The sequence below is a fragment of the Streptomyces sp. NPDC014006 genome (genome assembly GCF_043088925.1).
Lineage (GTDB): Bacteria > Actinomycetota > Actinomycetes > Streptomycetales > Streptomycetaceae > Streptomyces.
The window spans coordinates 1-19,522 of record NZ_JBICAJ010000026.1 but is presented as its reverse complement, the minus strand read 5'-3'; the positions used below and the strand labels follow the sequence as shown (position 1 = coordinate 19,522).

Sequence of the window (19,522 nt, the reverse complement as noted above, 5' to 3'; positions counted from 1 at the left end):
AGGTCTGGAGTTCCACGCGGCACTGGGCGGCGTGGGGTGTTTCCCGAGCGGGGCGCGCGAAACGCGCGGGTGAGGTGAGGTGAAACCCGCGAGAACAGGCGCCGGGAAGCCCAGCCCGCTTCCGGAGACGGCAGGGCCCGACCGTCGGTGGAGACCGGGACAGGTCCCTGCCGCAGCCGGTGGCGGGCGAACTCGAGGAGCTCCGAAACCAATGCACCGTCGAGGCCAACCAGCCGACCCGCACTCGTGCCGGATCGGACCACGGACGCTGTCATTGCTGAGCTGTCGGTCAGCTCACCTTCCACTGCCCGGTCTGCTCGGCAAATCCGCTATTCATGCCGTACTGGACCGTGACGACCTTTGAGGTCTTGGGAATCTCGAACACGATCCACCCGAGTGCCTTCTCACCCGCAGGAAGATTGAGGTCTGAGGCCATCGCCGGCCCTGCGGCGATCTCCCCGAACCAGGAGTCGAAACGCTGACCATCTGTGTCAGCGACCTTGGCGCCATTGGCGGGAGAATCGGAGTACGCCCTGCTGCCCGTATTGACCAGCTGTAACTGGACGGCGACCCATTTCTTCCCGGACTGAGGCTGGTTGAACTCGTCGGCTCCCTTCGCGGGGTCAAGGAACTTCTTGACGGTGACGTCGAGTTGCTCTCCATCGTTCGCCCCCCTGAGAGTGATGCTGTCGCCTACCTTGGCGTCCGCCTCTTTGCTGGGTTCGGGGCTCGTCGTCTTCGCGTCGGCCGTCGGCCTCTCACTCTTGGCAGGGGTATTGGGCTTGGTGGTGACCTCGTCCCCGCTGGAGCATGCTGTCGTGGTCAACAGCAGGCTCGTAGCAAGCATGGTGCTGGCCATGTGCTGCACAGTTCTCGAATGCATGATGCCCCCAAGATCTGTCGGTGACCCGATCAATGCGGGCAAGTACCCTCTGCTCGGCAGAAAAGTGTGCACGGCGTGTAGCGACTTCGTGACGGCGACACGTGCTGCTATTCGCGTACATCGCGATCCTGAAAGCAACCGCGAAACACCTGTTCGCCCCGGAACGCTGGAAAGAGGAGTGACCCGTCCGTGGTCGCAGGGCGCCCGCCTCCTCGGAGGCAAGCGGGTGCCGCAGCGCAAGGCTAGGACCGTATCCACGGTGCCGGGTCTAACGAGCTCGTGCACGGTAGGCTAGCCACACACCACCCGGCCTCCCTTGCACCCCCGCCGGAGTTCCCACCTGACCATGGAGCGCACTGACTTCCTCACATAGCGCTGGCCACCGCTGCCCAGGCGGCGGCGAAGGTGCTCTTGAGTCCGGCGCCGAGGGTGACAACCTGGGTGAAGACGGCGGGGCAAGCTGCAGCAGTTCTTTCCCCTCATCCTGATCGCCCAGCGTCCATCGGTCCTCGGACACCCGAGGCCTCGGGCAGCCGAGAAGGGAGCCGGCCCACCGGAAACCCGGGGTGATCGAACGAAGAGAGAACAGGTGGCAAGCGCTGGACTCACGGCTGCTCGGCGGGCGATTCTGTTCCCGTACGTTGTGCGGGAGAGGGATGCATGAAGCCGCTGGAGTCGAGTGATCCCAGGTCGGTCGGCGGGGACAGGTACCGACTGATCGGTCGGCTCGGACAGGGAGGCATGGGGGTCGTCTACCTCGGCCGGTCCCAGTCGGGCCGGGCCGTGGCGGTCAAGGTCGTGCGTCCCGAGCTGAGCACGGACCCCGACTTCCTGCGCCGTTTCGCCCGCGAGATCACGGCCGCGCGGCAGGTAGGCGGCTTCCATACCGCCCCCGTCGTGGACGCCGACCCCGACGGAAATCCGGCCTGGCTGGTGACCGCCTACGTGCCCGGTCCCACCCTGCACCGAGTACTGAAACGGGTGGGATCACTGCCCGCGTACAGTCTGACCGTGCTCGCGGCGGGACTCGCCGAAGCCTTGGAGGCGATCCACCGGGTCGGCGTGGCTCACCGCGACCTCAAACCGGCGAACATCATCGTCGCCGAGGACGGCCCGCGCGTTATCGACTTCGGCATCGCGCGGGCCCTCGATGGAACGCCGGCTCTGACGCAGACGGGATTTCAGGTCGGGACGCCCGGCTACCTCGCGCCCGAGCAGCTGACAGGCGGAGCGATCACCGCCGCTGTGGATATGTTCGCGCTGGGCGTGGTGCTCTGCCAGGCCGCAGGTGGCTCGCCGTTCGGCGACGGCTCCACGGCCGGCTGGCTCTACCGCGTCGTCCACGAGGAGCCCGACCTGGCCGCCGTGCCACCGATGCTGAGGGAGGCAGTGGCCGCCTGCCTGGCCAAGGACCCGCTGCAGCGGCCCACCCCATCGGAGTTCCTCGCCGGTCTGACGGTGCTGCGCCGCGAGGACGGCGGCTGGCTGCCGGACGCCGCGATGCACCTGCTGACGCCGCAGGAGGTTCCGGGCGCGCAGGCCCCGGCACCTCCCGGCCATGACGACGCGCAACGGGCCCCCGCGTCGCCGACGGTGGCCGACCCCGGCCCTGACCCTTCCGGCACGCATGCGTTTCCGCGCGCGGACAGCGCCGCGCCGACACCGCGGACCGCTCCTGCCGCGGAGGAAACCGCCGCATCGCCAACCGTGAGCGCCCTGAGCTCACCTCCGCGCGTTCGGGAGGGCGACCAATCGGCCGATGCACAGGGCCCCAGGGCCCGGCGGCGGCCCTGGAAAGGGTCTGCCGTCGCCGCCGCGCTGGTGGTGTGCACGGTGGCTGCCGCGGTCCTCGTGTGGCAGACGCAGGACGACGGCTCCCCGAACAAGGCTCAGCCCAAGCAGTCCGTCAAGATCGCACCTCCGTCAGGCCCGGCCGCCTTCCCCACGGCACCGCTGCTGGTCCGGCTGGACACCGCACCCGGCTGGCCCTCGACCTGCCACGGCGTGATCGCACTGCGCCCGGCCGCGACGGATGAGCCGCGGCGGGTGGTCCACGGCGGCACGTGCGACATCCTGCCGCAGTGGGCCCCCGACCGGCGCTCCTTCGCCTTCACACGGATCACTTCCGGGGACACGGCCGTGTGGACAGCCAACGCCGACGGGTCCGGGGCCCGGCGCATCGCTTCCATCGCCGGCGGGCGGGTGTCGTGGTCTCCGGACGGCACGCGGCTGGCGGTGCTGCGCAAACAGGACGGTGTACAGCAGTTGTTCGTGGTCCGTGTCTCCGACGGTTCCTCCCGACGGATCACCACCGGGACAGGCCGGGTGGAGGATCCCGCGTGGTCCCCGGACGGCAGCCGGATCGCCGTGTCCTATGAGACTTCGCCCGGCAACTGGCAGATCCACGTAGTGGAACCCGACGCCCGGCAGCCGGAGCTCGTCCAGGTCACACGGCTGCCGCACCCGGCAGTGGACGCCGTCTGGTCACCCGACGGAAAAACCTTCGCGTACACGGCGGGAAGCTACAACAGCGGCCGCAAAGGGGACATTCACCTGGTCAGGACGGACGGAACCGGTGACCGCGCGCTGGTGGCCACCCCTGAGCACGAGATGGACCCGGCGTGGTCGGCGGACGGCACGTGGGTGGCATTCGTGCGCGGCCCCTACCAGACCCCCGTGATCTGGGCGGTACGCGCGGACGGCACGGGGGAACGCAGACTCACGACGGGCAGTTCAGCAGAAGGGCACCCGGCCTGGCAGTGAGCCCAGGCTGCGCGGACACGGCCCAGCGGTCCGGGCTCGGCGTCTTCGTTTCCGCCGGGGCCACGCCTCCTCACGGCCTCGGCTCCGCAGCGGGGCCGAACCCGCAGCTGCCGGTCGTCGCGGTGTCGTCCTGACCCTTTGGCCGCACGGTGACACGGCCGTCGGCGTTTCGGCTGTGCGTGATCGTGCAGAGCAGCTGGCGCAGAACTGTCCGGTCCGCCCGCCGGGATGGGCAGGCCGCCGTGACCGTCCCGCCAGCGAGGTGCCGACCGTGACGGCCGTGTCGCTGCCGGCAGGGTGAAGCAAAATACGCAGTCCGACGGCCCGCCCCTGTGGGCTGGGACCAGCGAGGAGGGCGAGGATCGCCTTCTCCGTCGTCGCTGGCGGTCGGCTTCCCGCTGCCCTGGCCTGTCGTGCCCGGCCAGTCGTACTCGTTGCCGAATCCGGCGGTTTCAGACCACCGTCGGCCGGGGCGACCCTCGCGGCGGCGCGGCCAAGAAGGGCTCATCCGTCGGCGCCCTCCCTGCGCGGCCACCGGGAACGACGGCGCACGGAGGCGCACCAGTGCGCGCACGGCGCGATAAGTTGCGCGCGAAGCACCACTCCACCGCACTCCCCCATCGTGTGGAGCAGATCGGGTGGACTCCGCTCCAGGAAACCGATGGTTCGCCCTGAACAGAGCCTCCTGTTTGAGCGCCCGTTCACCCTGATTGTCACGAGGGGCCGGGACGTTGTCGGTGGCGGCCGGTACCTTGCGATCATGGGTGTCTATCTGGTGAGTGTCGCCGCGCAGGACTGGTCGCGGCCAGGGGAAGACGGGTACGGGGACGTCGCCGTCGCGCTCAACACCGAGCTCGAGCGGCGCGGGCTGCCCCCTTACGAGCTGCGGCAGGCCGTACGGAAGGCGCCGGGCTGGTTCGAGGAGAAGGTCAGCCCGTCCATGGACGGCTTCGTGGCACTGTGCAGGACGCGACTGACCGACGCGGAGCTGTCGACCCTCCTCGACTGGAGCGTGCTCGTGCCCATCGCGCTGGAGGAGGAGATCGTGCTCCCCGTCGGCACCGCGTACTCCGGCGATCAGACAGCGGTCGCCGGGGCCCCGCGGGTGCTCGCCCTGGCCGAGCGGCTGGCCGGTGCCCTCGCACTGCCCGTGGACGCGATACCCGGGGGCGAGAACCTCGCACTGAGCCTGTGGTTCCTGGAGGGCGGGGCGGAGCGGACCGCCCGGGTGCGGCCGGGGCCGTGGGCCGAGGACCGGGACACGGCCTTCTACGTGGCGCTCTACCTGCGCGCCGCGCAGTACTCCCTGCAGTACGGCTGCCCGATGACCTACTCCTGAGCCACGCGGCGGCCGACCGGCCGGAGAGGCCGTATACGGGCCCGAATCCGGGCCGGGGGCCGTGTCCGCCGCGCGCCCGAGCCCGTGTCCCACCGGAACACCCTCGCGTTGCGTCGCTCCCGGGAACCCAGCGGCAGCGCTGCGCGCGCCCGACCTACGAGGCCCCCCGCTCCGGTCCCGGGCACGGCGCGGACCCGTGGGAGGGCGCCCAGGATCCGTAAGCCAACGTGGCCCGCAGCCTGCGCGACTGTGCCCCGCAAGCACGTCGACATCGTCGACGGCATCGAGCACCAGTTTGAGTCCTGGCTCGACAGCACCCGCCGCCGAGCCGACCAACTCAGCGGCGAGACACGCCGAACTCGACGCACTCGGCATGAGGTGGGCGTGGGCGTAGCAGGCGCGTGCGCAGTGCGGAGAGAAGACCCTCCCAACGCCCATGGAACAGGCAGAGGTACCCAAGCAGCGAGCCCTGAGCGCCGAGCACCCCGACATCGGTAGAAGGGACAGGACCGTCGAGGGCCGTCGCCGTGGTCAGCGGAGAACCCGGCGTCGGCGGGAGCACGTGTTTTCCGGGCTCGCGGTATAAGTCCGACCCCCGGGCACCAGCCGGGTCATCGGAACCATCTGGGCCACCCAGGCGGCCGGCATCAACCCGGACGAGGATGGCGGAGTGTCTGTTCACCGGGGTCGTGGCAAGGGTGCGTCACACCGCCGGGATCTTCCCTTCAAGGAAGGTTGCGGTGTCCGTCCGTCGTGCAGAGGGTGGCCACCACACCCCGTACTGGTCCGTGGTGGTCTACCTGGCCGCAGCGGCACTGATCATCGTCGCGGCGGCCGGCCAGGAGCAGAAACTGGTGCAGTTCTACGCGGTCGCGGTCTTCGTCAGCTTCCTGGTGGGCCTGCTCGCGATGACCCGCTTCGCCCGCAACGAGCGGAAGCCCGCCCTTGCCTGGATCAACGGGATCGCCGCCGCAGCCGTGGCGTTCACCCTCGCGGTAAACCTGCTGCGCGGCTGGCCGGTGCTCTCCATGATGGCCACCCTGCTCATCGCCGCAGGCCTGTACGTCAGCTGAAACCACGCGGGCCGGCCCACCGGCATAGAGGACGTCGAGGCCGAGGCGGAAGCGACCTGACCCACAGGGCACATGCCTCGGGCGGGGGCCGGCGCGGCTTCCCAGCCGCCCCGCTGGATGTCGACCGGCTTCCGGTCATTGGTCCCACTGGCGCAAGCGACGCCGCTGGCGGTTATAAGAATCTTTATGACACCCGGGATGTGCCTGGATGATTGGTGATGGATTCTGGGGTTGTCCCCACAGCCGCCGGATACCCCGGGGGCCCGCGGCTCGCCGCGTGACATCCCGTTCTCCACGACAAGGCCAGGCACATCCATGTCGAAGATCCTTATGGTCATCTCCGCTGCCACCACCCTGCAGCTGGCTGACGGGTCCACTCACCCCACCGGCTTCTGGGCCGAGGAGGTCGCCGCCTCCCACCGCGTCCTCAAGGCTGCCGGCGTGCAGGTGGACATCGCCACGCCGGACGGTGCGAAGCCCACGGTCGACGCGCTCAGCCTCAGCGAGCAGGGCGGCGTCTCCGCCGCGGACGCGGAGGAGTTCCAGGCGTACCTCGACGACATCGCGAAGGAACTCGCCACCCCGCTGGCTCTCTCCGACGTCACCGTCGGCGACTACGACGCGCTCTACATCCCGGGCGGGCACGCCCCGATGGCCGATCTCGCTCAGGACGCCGACCTGGGCCGGCTGCTGAACGAAGCAGACGCCCGGGGCAAAACCGTGGCCGCCCTGTGCCACGGTGTCGCCGGTCTGCTGAGCGCGTCCAAGGCCGACGGCAGCTTCACGTTCGCCGGCCGCGACCTGACCTCGTTCACCGACGAGGAGGAGCGCCAGGGCGGCCTCGGCGAGAACACACCGTTCTTCGTCGAGTCCCGGCTGCGCGAGCGGGGAGCGGTCCCGCGCACGGGCGCCGCCTGGAGCAACACGGTCGTCGTCGACGGCAACCTCATCACGGGCCAGAACCCGCAGTCGAGCACGGCCACGGCCGAGTCCGTCCTCAAGGCCCTCTCCGCCTGAACCAGGGCGCTGATCACGATCCGACGACCGGGAGCCACCGGCGCTCCCGGCCGTCGGATCAGCTCCCATCAGCACCGCACACCACCCAGCGCCAGTCCCGCTTGCGAAAGAGAGAAGCCCGTGACCACCCCCATCCTCAACCGGGGCCTCGACCACATCGCCATCCGCGCTTACGACCTGGATGCCTCGGTCGCCTTCTACACCGAGGGGCTCGGTTTCCGCTTCGTCCGGGAGTGGACTCTCGGCAGCGGCGCGACCCGCGTCGTGTTCCTCGACGCCGGTGACGACCGGCTCATCGAGCTGTTCGACGCCAACTCCACCCCGCCCGGTGGGTCGTCGCAGCCTCTTGATACCGCGCACCGGCCCACCGACGCCGAGCGTGGCCGGGTGGCCGCGCTGGTCCACTTCGCCATCCGTACGGACGACGTCCCCGCCCTCTTCGAGAGCGCGCTTGCCGCCGGTGCCCGACCGTTCGCCCGACCGATGAAGATCACGACAGACACCCCGGACCCGATGAGCTTCCAGGCCGCTTTCGTCTACGGTCCGAACGACGAGGTGATCGAGTTCATCGACCGGGAGACCCGTGAGGGCGGCCGGCGATGAACGGCGGAGAGCGGCAGCGGCCCGTCCTGGCCGTGGTCACCTCCACCGGGGAGGCGCTGCGTTTCTTCGACGGCCTGACCTACGAACCGCTGGGCGACCTTCCGGTCTTGGCCCAGCCGCACGAGATCGCCGTCGACGTGGCGGCGGGCGTCCTGTACGTCTCGCACACCTACCGCTCCGGGGTCTACACCGACCCGGGCGAGAAGGCCCACGAGATCTCCGTCGTCGACCCTCACGAGCGCAAGGTCGTGGAGGTCGTGTCGCTCGCACCGGAGGTGGCGCCGCACGGCCTCGCCCTCGACCAGGACCGCGGACTTCTGTACGCGACCGTCGAAGCCGGGCCCGCCGGCGACGGCGCCATCGCGGTGATCGACACCGCTGCCCGCAAGCAGCTCGACCGGATCGAGGTCGGTGCCCGGGGCCCCCACTGGTTCGCCATCACGCCGGACGGCACAAAGGGCTACGCCACCAACAAGGCCGACCCGTTCATCTCCGTGATCGACCTCACCGAACGGACCCTGACGGAGCGGATCCCCGCGCCGTACGGGACGGAGGAAGTCGCGGTGTCGCCTGACGGCCACCGCGCCTACGCGGCCGGCATGGCACTGCACCGCGACGGCGCAGACGCCTCGGCCCCGCCCACTCTGCTCGTCATCGACACCGCCGCCGACCGTGTCGTCGCACACGCACCCCTGGCCGCCCCCGGATGCCCGGTGCACGTCGCCGCGGACGGCCGTGTCCTGATCGGCCTCGCACCCACCGGCCCCGGGAAGGAGCCCGAGGACGGGCAGCTGACGGTCCTGTCCCCCGACGGGCTCGCCCCGCTGGTCAACGCGCCCGTGGGCCAGGTCCCGATCACGATCCGTACCACCCCGGACGGCACCCGTGCGTTCGTCGCCAACCTCCGCTCGGGCACCGTGCACGTCGTCGATCTCGCCGATGGTTCCGTGGGTACGGTCCTGGACATCGACCCGGGCGACCCCGACACCACGCAAGGTGCCCATGGGATCGCCTACCTCCCCTGACGCGCCCGGCAGCGCTCACCGAACGGAGCACGTTTTCGATGACTCGCACTCCCCAGGAGACCTTCCGTGAACACGTCCGGGCGCTTGACTCCGGCGACCTCGACGCGATCGCCGCGAACTTCACACCCGACGCCGTCTTCGTCACTCCTGACGGTGTCCTGCACGGACGCGACGGTGTCAAGCAGGGTATCGGCGCCGTCCTGGCCGATCTCCCGCATGCGCAGTGGAACCCCAAGACGCCGCTCTTTGCCGGCGACGTCCTGTTCCTCGAGTGGGCAGCGACCGCGGGCGAAGCGCGTGTCGAGGACGGCGTGGACACCTTCGTCTTCCGCGACGGCCTCATCCGCGCCCAGACCGTCCGCTACACCCTGCTGACCGGGCCTGCGGCCTGACAGTCCGTGGGGCCGGGTGGCGGCCCGGTGGCCCGGTGGCCCGGTGGCCCGGTGGCCCGGTGGCCCGGTGGCGACGATCGTGACGCCGGGCCACCGGCCACACACCACGTACACACGGGGCGGCTCGCGCACGAGTGAACCGCGCCCCTTCACGTACCGGAAGGACGGCCAGATGACGCAACGACCGGCCTCCCCACTCCCGACGCCCATGCCCCCGCACCCTCGAGACGTCACGCTCGTCATCAGCTGGGCCGTCGACCCGGGCAAAGAAGAGCAGTTCGAAACCCTCTCCCATGAGATCGCGGCCCACGCACGCCAGTTCTGCGGCCACGACGGCGTCACATGGCTGCGCCCTCCCGCAGGCCGCGGCATCTACCACAGTGTCCTTCGCTTCACCGACGAAGAACGTCTCACGCAGTGGGTCCGCCTGCCTCAGCGTCAGGCATGGCTCCAGCGCGTCCACGACATCGCTCACGAAGTGTCCGCACCGCCCCCGCAGACCACGGGAACCGAGACCTGGTTCAGCCTGCCCGACCAACCGGTCAAGGCGCCACCGAAGTGGAAGGCCACGCTCGTGACGATGCTCGGCGCCTACCCTGTGGCCTTCGGCATCAACTGGCTCCTCGCCCCGCAGATCACCACCTGGCCCCTGCCCTTGCGCGCGCTCGCCTTCCCCCTCGTGGCGGCCCCGCTGCTGACCTTCCTGATCATGCCGCTCCTCAGCAGGCTTTTGCGGAACTGGCTCTATCCGGACGCCCACTGCTGACAAGAACAACCCACACCCGCACCAGCCCACACCCACCCCGTACAGCGGGAGGCCGTCCCTACACTGAGCTGCCGCACCTCACGTACCCGGTGGCGGGCGCCCAGGGCAACGAAAGAAGGAAGAACGCGTGCCGAGCCTGGACCTGCTGGCCACATTCCTCGAGATCTACCGGCAAGGCTCCCTCTCCGCAGCCGCGCAGAGGCTGGGCGTGACCCAGCCCGCCGTCACCGGCCAGCTCGCCCGTCTGGAGGAGCAGATCGGGGAGCCGCTCTTCATCCGTTCCCGCAAGGGCGTCACCCCCACACCGCGCGCCGCGGCCCTCGCGGCCCGCGTGAGCCTGCACCTGGACGGTCTCCGTGACGCCCTAGACTCCACGGAGACCGAGCCGGTTCTGCGCGGAACGGTACGCATCGGTGGCGCGGCCGAGATCATGTCCCTCCGGGTACTGCCCGCGCTCGCCCCGCTCACCGGCCGCGGACTGCACCTGCGTGCGGCGTTCGGCCTGGCCCAGGATCTCCTCTCCGAACTGGCCGCAGACCGACTCGACCTGGTCGTCTCCGCAATCCGGCCCCCGCACCAGGAGCTCTTCGCCGTCCCCCTGGTCGACGAGGAGTTCCTCCTCGTCGGCCCGCCGTCCATGGCCCGCACCGTGGACGACGACCGGCTGCGCACCGCCCCGGCCGACGCCCTGGCCGCACTGCCACTGGTCGCCTACGGAGAAGAGCTGCCGATCCTGCGCCGTTACTGGCGCAGCGAGTTCGGCCACCGCCCCGGGGGCCCCGTCGCGCTCGTCGCCCCCGACCTGCGTGCGGTGCTGGCGGCCGTCGAAGCGGGCGCCGGGATCTCCGCGCTACCGCGCTACCTGGCGGAACCCGCCCTGGCCGCAGGCCGCGTCATCCAGCTCCACCGCTCCGAGGCGCCTCCGCTCAACACCATCTACCTCGCGGTACGCCGCGGCGCGCCGGCCAACCCGGCCCTCACCGTCGTGCGCGAGCGGCTCACCGAGGCGGCAGCCGGCTGGGGAGGGCTCTGAGCCGGTGTGGCGCTGGACGCACGTCACGGCGTGAGGGAGGTGAGGGTGCCTCCTTCGACCTTCAGGGCCGCGCCAGTGGTCGCCGAGGCGCGGTCGGAGCTGGTGAACAGGATCAGATCGGCGACCTCGGACGGCTGGATAAGGCGCTGGATCAGCGACGTCGGCCGGAACCGGGCGATGAACTCGCGCTGCGCGGCGTCGAACGTCTCCGCCTCGGGGATGAGGGCGGTGATGTACTCCTCGATGCCTTCGGTGTGTGTGGGGCCGGGAAGTACGGAGTTGACGGTGACGCCCGTGCCGGCGGCGGCCTTGGCCAGGCCGCTGGCCACTGCCAGCAGGGCCGTCTTGGTCATGCCGTAGTGGACCATGTCGAGCGGTGTGTCGATGGCCGTCTCGCTCGAGACGAACACGATGCGACCGAACCCGCGCTCCATCATTCCGGGCATGTACTGGCGTGCGAGCCGGACACCGCTGAGGACGTTGACCTCGAAGAAGCGACGCCACTCCTCGTCCTGGATCTCCAGGACCGGGGTGGAAGCGAAGATGCCGGTGTTGTTGACCAGGACGTCAACCTCCGGCATCGCCTCCAGAAGCATCTGTGCGCCCTCGGCGGTGGAGACGTCGGCGGCGACGGTGACGATCTCCGCACCCGGCACCCGGTCGCGGATGCCGTCGGCGGCCGCCTTGAGCCGGGCCTCGTCGCGCCCGTTGAGAACGGTGCGGGCCCCCGCCCGGGCGAAGGCTTCGGCGGTGGCCAGGCCGATGCCCAGCGTCGAACCGGTGACCAGGGCGGTACGGCCGGTGAAGTCGATCTGCATGAGTCTTCCCTTGGGTAGTGCGGCGCCAAGAACCGGCAGCGCCCGGCGACCCGCCGATGAGACGGATCGCTCTCTCCAAGAATGAGACGGAACGTTCTCTCTGTCAAGCGGTTGCTGTAAAGAACGATCCGTCTCATAATGGAATCGGAAATTTGCGCTGCTCAGGGAACAGGAGGCCCCAGGTGCGACGATCGGCCGAGGAGACGCGACGCCACATCCTGGACGTGGCCGGCGACCTGTTCTACTCCCGCGGCGTCCGCGCCGTCGGCATGGACCTGGTGATCGGCACGGCAGGCGTGGCCAACGCGACGCTTTACCGCCAGTTCGCCAACAAGGACGAACTGGTCACCGCCTACCTGGTCACCCGCAATGAACACTGGTGGGAGCGACTGCGCGAGGCGGCGGCAGCGGCACCGGACCCCCGTGCCCGCGTCAAGGCCCTGTTCGACCTCACCCGCCAGGACATGGCCACGCCCGGCTACCGCGGTTGCGCCACACTCAACATCACCAGCGAGTTCCCCGACGCGGACCATCCCGCGCACGCGGCAGCCGTCGCCCACAAGACCGAGGTACAGAGCTGGCTCAGCAAACAGCTTGGCGAAGCAGGCGACGCGGACCCCGACGACACTGCCGGCAAGCTCCTGGTCATCCTCGACGGCGCGCAAGTCCTCGCGGCGGCCATGGCGACCGACGTCCCCGGCGACCACATGATCCAGCTGGCGGAACAGCTCCTCGACGCGCGACTGCCCGCACCTCGGTGACGACGCCCCACCGCTCTTCACGAGCCGACCAGGCATCCTTGTCCCGAGTGGGAGGCGGATGAGGTCCTCGACGACGTGCGCCAGTACGTGGTCGACCACCTCGGCGACCCGGATGCCGTCCTGGTCGTGGACGACACCGGCTTTTTGAAGAAGGGGACGCGGTCGGCGGGGGTGCAACGGCCGTACTCCAGCACGGCCGGGCGGACGGACGCTCGGATGGAATCCACTGGCGCGACATGTCCACATTCATGGCTGTTGAATGCTATGCCGCTCGCAATGTTGGAGACCTGTTTTTGCATCGATCAACAGGGCTTACTATGGAGGCAGGAGGGCGGAGCAACCTGGATAACCGAGTCAAACCGCCCTACTTCATCGCCTTGGATCGACATATCAGTGAGCATCGAAGGAGTGGTATGGCTTGTAGCGAGCGATGGGACAATGTGGACGACGCAAGATATGGCCAGTTACCTTCACATCGACGGTGAAAACTTCGCTCGCGTCATGGCTAGCCCTTACGAACAGATTTGGGCAGTCAAGAAAGACGGTACTCTGTGGCTTTGGCAGCCAAAACACGCCACACCCGCCGCACCGCCTCCGCCGCCACCCCCACCTCCACCCCCACCAGCGACCGTTCGCCCTAACATCGAGGTGACGACCCACGGTTCCGGGCCGACCACCAAATTCCACGTGAAAGGTGGGAACTTCCTGCCCGACGTCACAGTCACCATCAGAGGAGCCAGAAATGGCCCCGATGGGCATTTCGAGTACTATCGGCTCACGCAATCCCGCCCCGATAAAAGCATCGAGGTAGACCTCGACATTCCGTGCGTCCCTAGGATCTCGATTAGCTTTTCCGCTAATGACGGTCGACCGGACAGCGGTGATCTGACCAATCGGTTCTGGAGCACTACAGTGACTTCCACCTGTCCATAATGCGTACCGCGCGGACGATCTGGACGACGGCCGGCCCTACCAGGCGCCCGGTCTTGCGGTGAGGCGGTTCTCGAGGCCGGAGAAGCTGGAGGACACCGACGGGCGCCTGCGCTACGTCGGGCGGAGCACCACGCTGCCCTCAAGCTGCAGGCCGGGCCTCGCCTCCTTGCTCACCCCGGCCCGGGCCGCTCACCCCTGGACGGGCTGGACGTTCTCGGCGGTGTGGGGCGCCCGCGAGACCCTGCATGTCACCCTCGTAGCACCGGAGCTGGTCGTGGAGGTCGGCGTCGACGCCGCTCGCGACAGTGTTGGCCGCTGGCGGCACAGCGCCCGGTGGCATCGGCTTCGCCCCGACCTGACGCCCGCCGACGTCCTGTCCTTCACGCCGCCCGCGCGCCGCCAGACCTAGCCCACGATGCCTGGTCAGAGCCCACCGACGGATCGAGGCGTCAGCATGGGTCCGGCCGGTCCTTCCTTGTGGTGACCGAACGCGTGGCGTCATCCCCGACTCACCGCGGTACAGCACAGTGAGCTGGTGCTTCTCCGCTCCTTGGCCCTGCTGCTTCTGGCTCTGCTGGGTGTCACCGGTTGCGCCACGGTGACGCCCTCTTCCTCGCCGGTCGACGACCGCCCGCAAGGTACGCAAAGGCCGCTCCCGAGCGCGCCACCGCCCTCGCCGCTCGCTGCGGCTCAACCCTCCCAGGACTCAGCGCTGGTGCGGACCGGCCACGCACCCACACATCGCCCGCTCACACCACGACCTGCTCCCCTGCGCAGACCGCACGCTCCGCAAGGACCGCGTCTCGTAACCCCGCCGAAGCCGCGAGTTCCTCGCGCCCACCAGGGGGCGCAGCGTCATACCCCGTCACATCACCGGCACCCAAAGACCCGGCGTCCCGCCCGGCAGGCCCCGCGAGTGAACCGGGCGCCGAAGCCGCAGCAGCCCCGCTCAGAGCACATGCGTGATTTGTGCCGCCGGGCCGATGGGGTGGCCGATCCGAGGATCGTGCGGCTTTGCCGTCAGCGCTACGGCTGACGACCTCTTGGCCCCCTGCTCAGCACCCGGCTCCGCGGCCGGGCGCTTTCCCGTTCGGAAGCGGTCAGACCCGGCACAGGCACGTCTCAGGGACCTGGCCGCCGGGGACGATCCTCCACAGATGCCCCGCAGCGCCGCAGGCCCGGTAGGCGGGCCCGCTGTCGCTACGGGCCACGGCGACGTAGCACGAGGGCACTACGGCCTTCGGGGACGATCACTCCGGGTTTTGGCGGTAGCGGTCAGCCAGTGGTGAGCTGTCCCGGGATGCGGCCGGAGGTGCGGAGTTCCTGCAGGTCGGGGATGTGCCGGGGCTGACACCGAGGATCTTGGCGATCGAGGTGATCGAGTTCTCGGGGTTGGGCAGCATGTCGCGGGCGGCACGGATGATCTCGGGGGTGGCGACGGTGGGCCTCCCGCCGACGCGGCCGCGGGCGCGTGCGGCATCCAAGCCCTCGCGGGTACCGGAGACGATCAGCTCGCGGATGAACTCGGCGAGCGCGGCGAAGACGTGGAAAACGAGCCGGCCGCCGGGGGTGGTGGTGTCCAGGCGCTCGTGCAGCGAGCAGAAGCCGATCTCAGCGCCGCAGTCCGCCGACCATGTTGACCAGGTCCTTGCGGGAGCGGCCGTAGCGGTCCAGCGCGGGGACCACCAGGGTGTCGCCAATGGCGAGGAAGGCGCGGCAGGCCTTGAGCTCGGGCCGGAGGTCGTCCTTGCCGGACTTCTTGCCGGCGAAGATGCGCCGGCACCCGGCCGCGGTGAGGGCGTCGATCTGGCGGTCGAGCCTCTGCCCGCCGGTGGACACCGGTTTGTTGAAGCCTGTGTCCTGTCGGCGCGTGTCTGAAGGTGTTCGGACGAGGACTTGGTGGCCCCTGGGCATCAACGCGGGCCAACGGGATCGGCCTCGGACCACCGGGGATCCCGGATTCAATCTTGGAGTGCACATAGATTTCTTGCCATAACTAGTTTGTAATGCAAAGCTGACGCCATGACAGACGCATCGACGCCCTCTCCGGGCACTCCCCACGAAGTCCTCGCGGGCCTCGGAGACCTGACCCGCCGGGTCCGGGCCGCGCAGCGCGGCACCTGGTTCCCCCTCCTGTTGCTGGGCGTGCTCACACTGGGCGGGATCCTGGTCGGCCGCTTCACCTTCAAGGTCGAGACCGTTGCCTGCCCAGCGGGTGAAGCCGCGACCGGCAGCGGCTGCACCCTGGTCACGCAGGGCTCGGCGGTCTACTGGCCCCTCGGGCTCGCCCTGGCCTACGCCGCGACGGCGTTCTTCTACATCCGCCGCTCCCGCAACCGCGGTGTCGGGACCCGGGTCCGGCCCTACGTCCTGACTGGGATCGTCTTGGTCGCCCTGGCGAGTGCCACCGCGATGTGGAGCCTGCGCCACGGGATGACACGGCTCGGCGAACCGCTCGACTTCTGGGGCCTGCACCTCGACCCCACTTCCGGGGTGACGAGGTTCCTCGAACGGCTCGCCGGGAACTCCATGGCCGTCGGGCTGCCGTTGCTGGTGCTGGCCTGGGTGGAGCGCAGCAGCGCCTTGCTGCTGCTCGCTGTGGTGTACCTGGCCATTGAGCTGGTGCCGCTCACCACCGGCTGGGCGGGGATCCCGTTCACCTCGCCGTGGTCCGCTCTGCCCACCTTCGGCGTCCCCGGCGTGCTTCTCCTGCTCGGCGCCCTCGGTTTCGGCCTGGCCGAGCTGACCGGCAGGCGCAACGCGTCATGACCGATCAGCCCGAGCAGCACCCCGTCACCGGCCTGGACGACGTGGTCCACCAGCGCGTGCGCCTCGGCATCCTCACCGTTGCCCACCAGGCGCGCCGGGTCGAGTTCGGCTTCCTACGCACGGCGCTCGGCCTCACCGCCGGAAACCTCAGCCAGCATCTGTCCGTGCTGGAGAAGGCCGGGCTGGTGGAGATCGAGAAGGGCTACGAGGGCAAACGTGCCCGCACCTGGCTCTCCCTCACCCCTGCGGGCGACCGCGCCCTGCGGGACGAGGTCACCCAGCTCAAGCGACTCATCCACCAGATCGAGCACGGCAGCTCAGCCCCGGAGTCCTGATCCGCACCCCGGCGAACCGCGGTGAGCCGTGAGCGGCTCCCGCCGACGTCCGGCGGACCCGGACAGCACGCCGAACACCGTCCAAGAAACCCAGGGAGGACACGTGACCATCACACCGGTCACCACGACGGACGTGACGCGCCGTCGCTTGCTCGCAGCCGCGCTGGTGACGGGGATCGGGGCCGCCGTGCCGATCAGCGCAGCGCGCCAGGCGTGGGCGGCTTCGCCCGCCCCCGTTCCGTCGCAGCTCACGCTGCCGAGACCCACCGGGCCGCACCCGGTGGGCACGGTGCCGCTCCACCTCGTCGACACCTCGCGTCCGGATCCTGTGGCCGGCCCGGGGCATCACCGCGAGCTGATGGCCAGCGTCTGGTACCCCGCTTGCAAGACGAAGGACCTGCCGCGTGCTCCCTGGATGACCCAGGGTGCGCTGCGGGCGTTTCTGGCGGACGTCGGCTTCCCCCTCGATCCCGCCCTCGGGCCACTCACCGCCGCACGCGTGGGCGCACCCGTGCACCAAACGGGCCATCGCCTGCCCGTCATCGTGTACTCGCACGGCGCGGGCAGCCATCGCGGTGACCACACGATCATGGTCCAGGAACTCGCCAGCCACGGCTACGCCGTGGTCACCGTCGACCACACGTACGACGCGTTCAGCAAGTTCCCCGACGGCCGACTCACCGTTCCAGCAGAGGTCCCGCCGTTCCTGGGGCCCCGGGACTTCGCCACGGACATCCGGTTCGTGCTCGACGTCGTCGAGGGCCTTGCCGCCGGGCACAACCCCGACGTCGACGGCAGGCCACTGCCCCAGGGCCTGCTCGGCGCCCTCGACTCGAGGTGCGTCGGCGCGTTCGGCTGGTCGAAGGGTGGCACCGCCACCGCGCTCACCATGCTCGCCGACCAGCGCGTTGGCGCCGGGCTCAGTATCGACGCTCCGATGCAGCCGACCATCACCACCGACCTGGACCGGCCGTTCATGATGATGACCGCCTCGTTTACCCGGGCGGCCATGCCGGACGTCGCCGAGTTCTGGACACACCTTCGCGGTTGGCGGCTGAACATCCAGGCCGACGGGGCCATCCACAAGACGTACGGCGACGACGCGACACTGATCCCGCAAGCGGGCAAGGTCCTCGGCATGACCAACCAGCAGATCCAGGACATGATCGGCACCCTTGATCCGGCTCGGGCGGTCCGGATCCAGCAGGCCTACCCGCTCGCGTTCTTCGACCTACACCTGCGACACCGCCGGGGACATCTGCTCGACGGCCCGAGCGCGGCCTTCCCAGAGGTGAAGTTCATCCCATGAGAAGCGTCGGACCGCGCAATGCGCGGTCCGACCAAGACCGCCAGGAATGCCGTCGCCATCCGGGCGCGGCCTTCGCAAGGCCGGCTATCCGCGCAGCCCTTCCATCGCGCGATCGGCGCTCCTACCGCTCGCCGTCGTCCTCCCCGCCGGTCGAGGGTTCGCGTAGCGGCCTGCGGCCGGCCTCCTGCGGGCGCAAAAACGCGTAGCGGCCGAGGAAGTTGATGTGGTCGAACTGCAGGGGTGACAGGCGAGCCAGCAGGTCGTCGGTGACGGGGAAGCCGTCAGCGGCGAGCTGCTTGGCCGCCCGGTCCAGGTAGAGGCTGTTCCACAGCACCACGCCGTTCAGGGCCAAGCCAAGGGCGCCGAGCTGGTCTTATCCGAACTAGCCCAGCTCGGCGGCAGGTCCGCCTGTGAGCCGTCGTTCACCACGGAAAGTAGTCGTGAAGAAGTTGGGTGGACGGGTTCCGTCGGGAGTGCCGTGCACGTCGTCCGCGTGCGCTTTGCGGTCCTACTGGGAGAACGCGTAGGCCCGGACGGGGTCGAGGTGCAGTTCGAAGGGCCCGAAACAGTCGGCCGCGAGGGTCGCGACCGGAGCGCCGCAGGGGCAGGCCCGGTTGAGTCCCTCGTTGCCTGTCGGTCCGCAGCACCCACTGCTGTTCACCCAGTTGGGCAGTGGCTGAAGGCCGGCGGCGTCATCGGGGTGCACCAGCACTGTGTGTCGGCTGCCGGCCGAGATGACGAAGCCTTCTTCACGGCAGACCACAGGTCCGCGCGACTGAGCCGGCTTCGGGTCCTCCTGATCGTCCTGCACGACGTAGGGAGGTCCCCAGGGCTCGGGATCGATCGCGTAGTGGCCCCGCGGAACGGTGGAAGGCGCCCGGCGTGTCTCCTTGTCCCGGTCGCGCTCGTCGTCTGAGACGTCAGGGACGGCGGCAAGCTCGGTGAGCTCCGGCGTGATCGCGGTGCCGCACTTGGAACAGAGGAAGACGGTCATCCCCTCGTTGTAGTGCTCAGGGCTGCTGCTTCGCATCTTGGTTTCGCTGCTCGGAGTCGATGCGCGCGACGACGCCACGGAGATCGGGCATGCCCAGGTGGACGGTGGTGTGCCGGGCCGCGAGGTCGCGCATGGCGGCGAGCTACTGCTCGGCGGCGGCGAGGCTGGCCTCGATCGCGGCGACCTCGCCGAGCCATCCCTGTCCCTTTGCCTCCTGGAGCCGGTCGAGCAGGTTCGCGTGGATCTCCTCCAGGCGGGGCATCTGCTCGGGATCGGGCCGCAGGACAGGCGCACGCCCCCGCGGCTGCCGCGCCGGGGATCGCCCGCACCGTCACGCAATTCGTCGGCCAGGTCTTCGCCGACGCACCGACGGAAGTCGTCCGGGCTCTGCAGGCGCTGCGCGATGAACAGGTGGAGCGGGCCCGTGCGGTGGTGGAGAACGTGGTGGCTCTGTATCGGTGACCGCACCACCGCACCTGGTGGGTGCGCACAGGTGCGGTGGAGCGCACCCACCCGGTGCGCGCACCGGTGCGGCCGAGGCGCGGGAGTGGTGCGCACCGGGTGGACGGTGGTGCGGTGGAGTGGCCCGGGTGGAGACGGTGGAGGCTGTGTGCTTCTCCTTGACCTGAGCTGAGGTCAAGGAGAAACACACCGGGTGGATGCGCGGCCCCACGCCGTCGATGTCGTCCACCCCACCCGGTGGACCCCA

At 69.6% G+C, this 19,522-nt stretch carries 19 protein-coding genes and 2 pseudogenes; 15 read left to right on the top strand and 6 right to left on the bottom strand.

Annotation, left to right across the window (positions count from 1 at the left end):
- Positions 1-289 precede the first annotated feature (289 nt).
- Positions 290-859 carry a DUF4352 domain-containing protein gene (locus tag ACF1GV_RS40835; RefSeq protein WP_391691977.1) on the bottom strand — a complete coding sequence of 190 codons (570 nt, stop codon included), beginning with the start codon at positions 857-859 and terminating at the stop codon, positions 290-292.
- A 684-nt stretch (positions 860-1,543) separates the two neighbouring features.
- Between ACF1GV_RS40835 and ACF1GV_RS40830 the strand changes: the two genes are divergently transcribed.
- The 9 genes from ACF1GV_RS40830 (at position 1,544) to ACF1GV_RS40790 (ending at position 10,894) form a co-directional block, all read left to right on the top strand.
- Positions 1,544-3,646, top strand: coding sequence for a protein kinase (locus ACF1GV_RS40830; RefSeq protein WP_391691975.1), 2,103 nt, complete (start codon positions 1,544-1,546; stop codon positions 3,644-3,646).
- Between the two features lie 760 nt (positions 3,647-4,406).
- The gene (locus tag ACF1GV_RS40825) at positions 4,407-4,985 is read left to right on the top strand and encodes a hypothetical protein (RefSeq protein WP_391691973.1); all 579 of its coding nucleotides are present in this window, start codon (positions 4,407-4,409) and stop codon (positions 4,983-4,985) included.
- A gap of 740 nt (positions 4,986-5,725) precedes the next feature.
- Positions 5,726-6,058, top strand: coding sequence for a hypothetical protein (locus ACF1GV_RS40820; RefSeq protein ID WP_391691971.1), 333 nt, complete (start codon positions 5,726-5,728; stop codon positions 6,056-6,058).
- Between the two features lie 315 nt (positions 6,059-6,373).
- Positions 6,374-7,075, top strand: a complete 702-nt coding sequence (locus tag ACF1GV_RS40815) for a type 1 glutamine amidotransferase domain-containing protein (RefSeq protein WP_391691969.1) — start codon at positions 6,374-6,376, stop codon at positions 7,073-7,075.
- Positions 7,076-7,195: 120 nt separating this feature from the next.
- Positions 7,196-7,678 carry a VOC family protein gene (locus ACF1GV_RS40810; RefSeq protein WP_391691967.1) on the top strand — a complete coding sequence of 161 codons (483 nt, stop codon included), beginning with the start codon at positions 7,196-7,198 and terminating at the stop codon, positions 7,676-7,678.
- Positions 7,675-8,703 carry a YncE family protein gene (locus tag ACF1GV_RS40805; protein WP_391691965.1) on the top strand — a complete coding sequence of 343 codons (1,029 nt, stop codon included), beginning with the start codon at positions 7,675-7,677 and terminating at the stop codon, positions 8,701-8,703. The genes ACF1GV_RS40810 and ACF1GV_RS40805 overlap by 4 nt, the downstream gene beginning before the upstream one ends.
- A 38-nt stretch (positions 8,704-8,741) precedes the next feature.
- Positions 8,742-9,095, top strand: a complete 354-nt coding sequence (locus ACF1GV_RS40800; protein ID WP_391691963.1) for a nuclear transport factor 2 family protein — start codon at positions 8,742-8,744, stop codon at positions 9,093-9,095.
- A gap of 172 nt (positions 9,096-9,267) precedes the next feature.
- On the top strand, positions 9,268-9,861 hold the full coding sequence (locus ACF1GV_RS40795) for an antibiotic biosynthesis monooxygenase (RefSeq protein WP_391691961.1): 594 nt from the start codon (positions 9,268-9,270) through the stop codon (positions 9,859-9,861).
- 127 nt (positions 9,862-9,988) lie between these two features.
- Positions 9,989-10,894, top strand: coding sequence for a LysR family transcriptional regulator (locus ACF1GV_RS40790; RefSeq protein ID WP_391691959.1), 906 nt, complete (start codon positions 9,989-9,991; stop codon positions 10,892-10,894).
- A gap of 23 nt (positions 10,895-10,917) precedes the next feature.
- Here the strand turns inward: ACF1GV_RS40790 and ACF1GV_RS40785 are convergent, their stop codons facing one another.
- Entirely contained in the window at positions 10,918-11,712 is a 795-nt protein-coding gene (locus ACF1GV_RS40785; protein ID WP_391691957.1) for an SDR family NAD(P)-dependent oxidoreductase, read from the bottom strand.
- A gap of 182 nt (positions 11,713-11,894) precedes the next feature.
- On the opposite strand from ACF1GV_RS40785, the gene ACF1GV_RS40780 reads away from it, so the two are divergent.
- The 3 genes and pseudogenes from ACF1GV_RS40780 (at position 11,895) to ACF1GV_RS40770 (ending at position 13,815) form a co-directional block, all read left to right on the top strand.
- Entirely contained in the window at positions 11,895-12,473 is a 579-nt protein-coding gene (locus tag ACF1GV_RS40780; protein WP_391691955.1) for a TetR/AcrR family transcriptional regulator, read from the top strand.
- Positions 12,474-12,518: 45 nt separating this feature from the next.
- Positions 12,519-12,683: pseudogene (locus ACF1GV_RS40775) on the top strand (transposase); the annotation flags it as partial.
- Between the two features lie 781 nt (positions 12,684-13,464).
- Complete coding sequence (locus tag ACF1GV_RS40770; protein ID WP_391691953.1) at positions 13,465-13,815, top strand: hypothetical protein; 351 nt, start codon at positions 13,465-13,467, stop codon at positions 13,813-13,815.
- Between the two features lie 841 nt (positions 13,816-14,656).
- Here ACF1GV_RS40770 and ACF1GV_RS40765 read toward each other — a convergent pair.
- Together ACF1GV_RS40765 and ACF1GV_RS40760 are read right to left on the bottom strand one after the other, a co-directional pair.
- A complete protein-coding gene (locus tag ACF1GV_RS40765) occupies positions 14,657-15,106 on the bottom strand; it encodes a recombinase family protein (RefSeq protein WP_391691951.1) in 450 nt (149 codons plus the stop codon).
- Complete coding sequence (locus ACF1GV_RS40760) at positions 15,018-15,245, bottom strand: recombinase family protein (protein ID WP_391691949.1); 228 nt, start codon at positions 15,243-15,245, stop codon at positions 15,018-15,020. The genes ACF1GV_RS40765 and ACF1GV_RS40760 overlap by 89 nt, the downstream gene beginning before the upstream one ends.
- Positions 15,246-15,428: 183 nt before the next feature.
- Between ACF1GV_RS40760 and ACF1GV_RS40755 the strand changes: the two genes are divergently transcribed.
- The 3 genes from ACF1GV_RS40755 to ACF1GV_RS40745 all read left to right on the top strand — a co-directional run bounded on the left by ACF1GV_RS40755 (position 15,429) and on the right by ACF1GV_RS40745 (position 17,819).
- Positions 15,429-16,175 (top strand): hypothetical protein, encoded by a 747-nt coding sequence (locus tag ACF1GV_RS40755; protein ID WP_391691947.1) that lies wholly within the window; start codon positions 15,429-15,431, stop codon positions 16,173-16,175.
- Positions 16,172-16,510 (top strand): transcriptional regulator, encoded by a 339-nt coding sequence (locus ACF1GV_RS40750; protein ID WP_020937505.1) that lies wholly within the window; start codon positions 16,172-16,174, stop codon positions 16,508-16,510. Before ACF1GV_RS40755 ends, ACF1GV_RS40750 begins: the two co-directional genes overlap by 4 nt.
- Before the next feature lie 103 nt (positions 16,511-16,613).
- Positions 16,614-17,819, top strand: coding sequence for an alpha/beta hydrolase family protein (locus tag ACF1GV_RS40745; protein ID WP_391691945.1), 1,206 nt, complete (start codon positions 16,614-16,616; stop codon positions 17,817-17,819).
- Positions 17,820-17,940: 121 nt separating this feature from the next.
- Here ACF1GV_RS40745 and ACF1GV_RS40740 read toward each other — a convergent pair.
- Positions 17,941-18,177, bottom strand: a pseudogene (locus ACF1GV_RS40740) (Tn3 family transposase); the annotation flags it as partial.
- Between the two features lie 150 nt (positions 18,178-18,327).
- Positions 18,328-18,813 carry a hypothetical protein gene (locus ACF1GV_RS40735; RefSeq protein ID WP_391691943.1) on the bottom strand — a complete coding sequence of 162 codons (486 nt, stop codon included), beginning with the start codon at positions 18,811-18,813 and terminating at the stop codon, positions 18,328-18,330.
- Between the last annotated feature and the right edge of the window lie 709 nt (positions 18,814-19,522).

Bases quoted from the DNA above. Each gene is read 5' to 3' on its own strand.
- ACF1GV_RS40785 (WP_391691957.1), bottom strand. From the start codon at position 11,712: ATGCAGATCGACTTCACCGGCCGTACCGCCCTGGTCACCGGTTCGACG.
- ACF1GV_RS40735 (WP_391691943.1), bottom strand. From the start codon at position 18,813: ATGACCGTCTTCCTCTGTTCCAAGTGCGGCACCGCGATCACGCCGGAG.
- ACF1GV_RS40835 (WP_391691977.1), bottom strand. From the start codon at position 859: ATGGCCAGCACCATGCTTGCTACGAGCCTGCTGTTGACCACGACAGCA.
- ACF1GV_RS40755 (WP_391691947.1), top strand. From the start codon at position 15,429: ATGACAGACGCATCGACGCCCTCTCCGGGCACTCCCCACGAAGTCCTC.
- ACF1GV_RS40795 (WP_391691961.1), top strand. From the start codon at position 9,268: ATGACGCAACGACCGGCCTCCCCACTCCCGACGCCCATGCCCCCGCAC.
- ACF1GV_RS40830 (WP_391691975.1), top strand. From the start codon at position 1,544: ATGAAGCCGCTGGAGTCGAGTGATCCCAGGTCGGTCGGCGGGGACAGG.
- ACF1GV_RS40750 (WP_020937505.1), top strand. From the start codon at position 16,172: ATGACCGATCAGCCCGAGCAGCACCCCGTCACCGGCCTGGACGACGTG.
- ACF1GV_RS40825 (WP_391691973.1), top strand. From the start codon at position 4,407: ATGGGTGTCTATCTGGTGAGTGTCGCCGCGCAGGACTGGTCGCGGCCA.
- ACF1GV_RS40800 (WP_391691963.1), top strand. From the start codon at position 8,742: ATGACTCGCACTCCCCAGGAGACCTTCCGTGAACACGTCCGGGCGCTT.
- ACF1GV_RS40815 (WP_391691969.1), top strand. From the start codon at position 6,374: ATGTCGAAGATCCTTATGGTCATCTCCGCTGCCACCACCCTGCAGCTG.
- ACF1GV_RS40805 (WP_391691965.1), top strand. From the start codon at position 7,675: ATGAACGGCGGAGAGCGGCAGCGGCCCGTCCTGGCCGTGGTCACCTCC.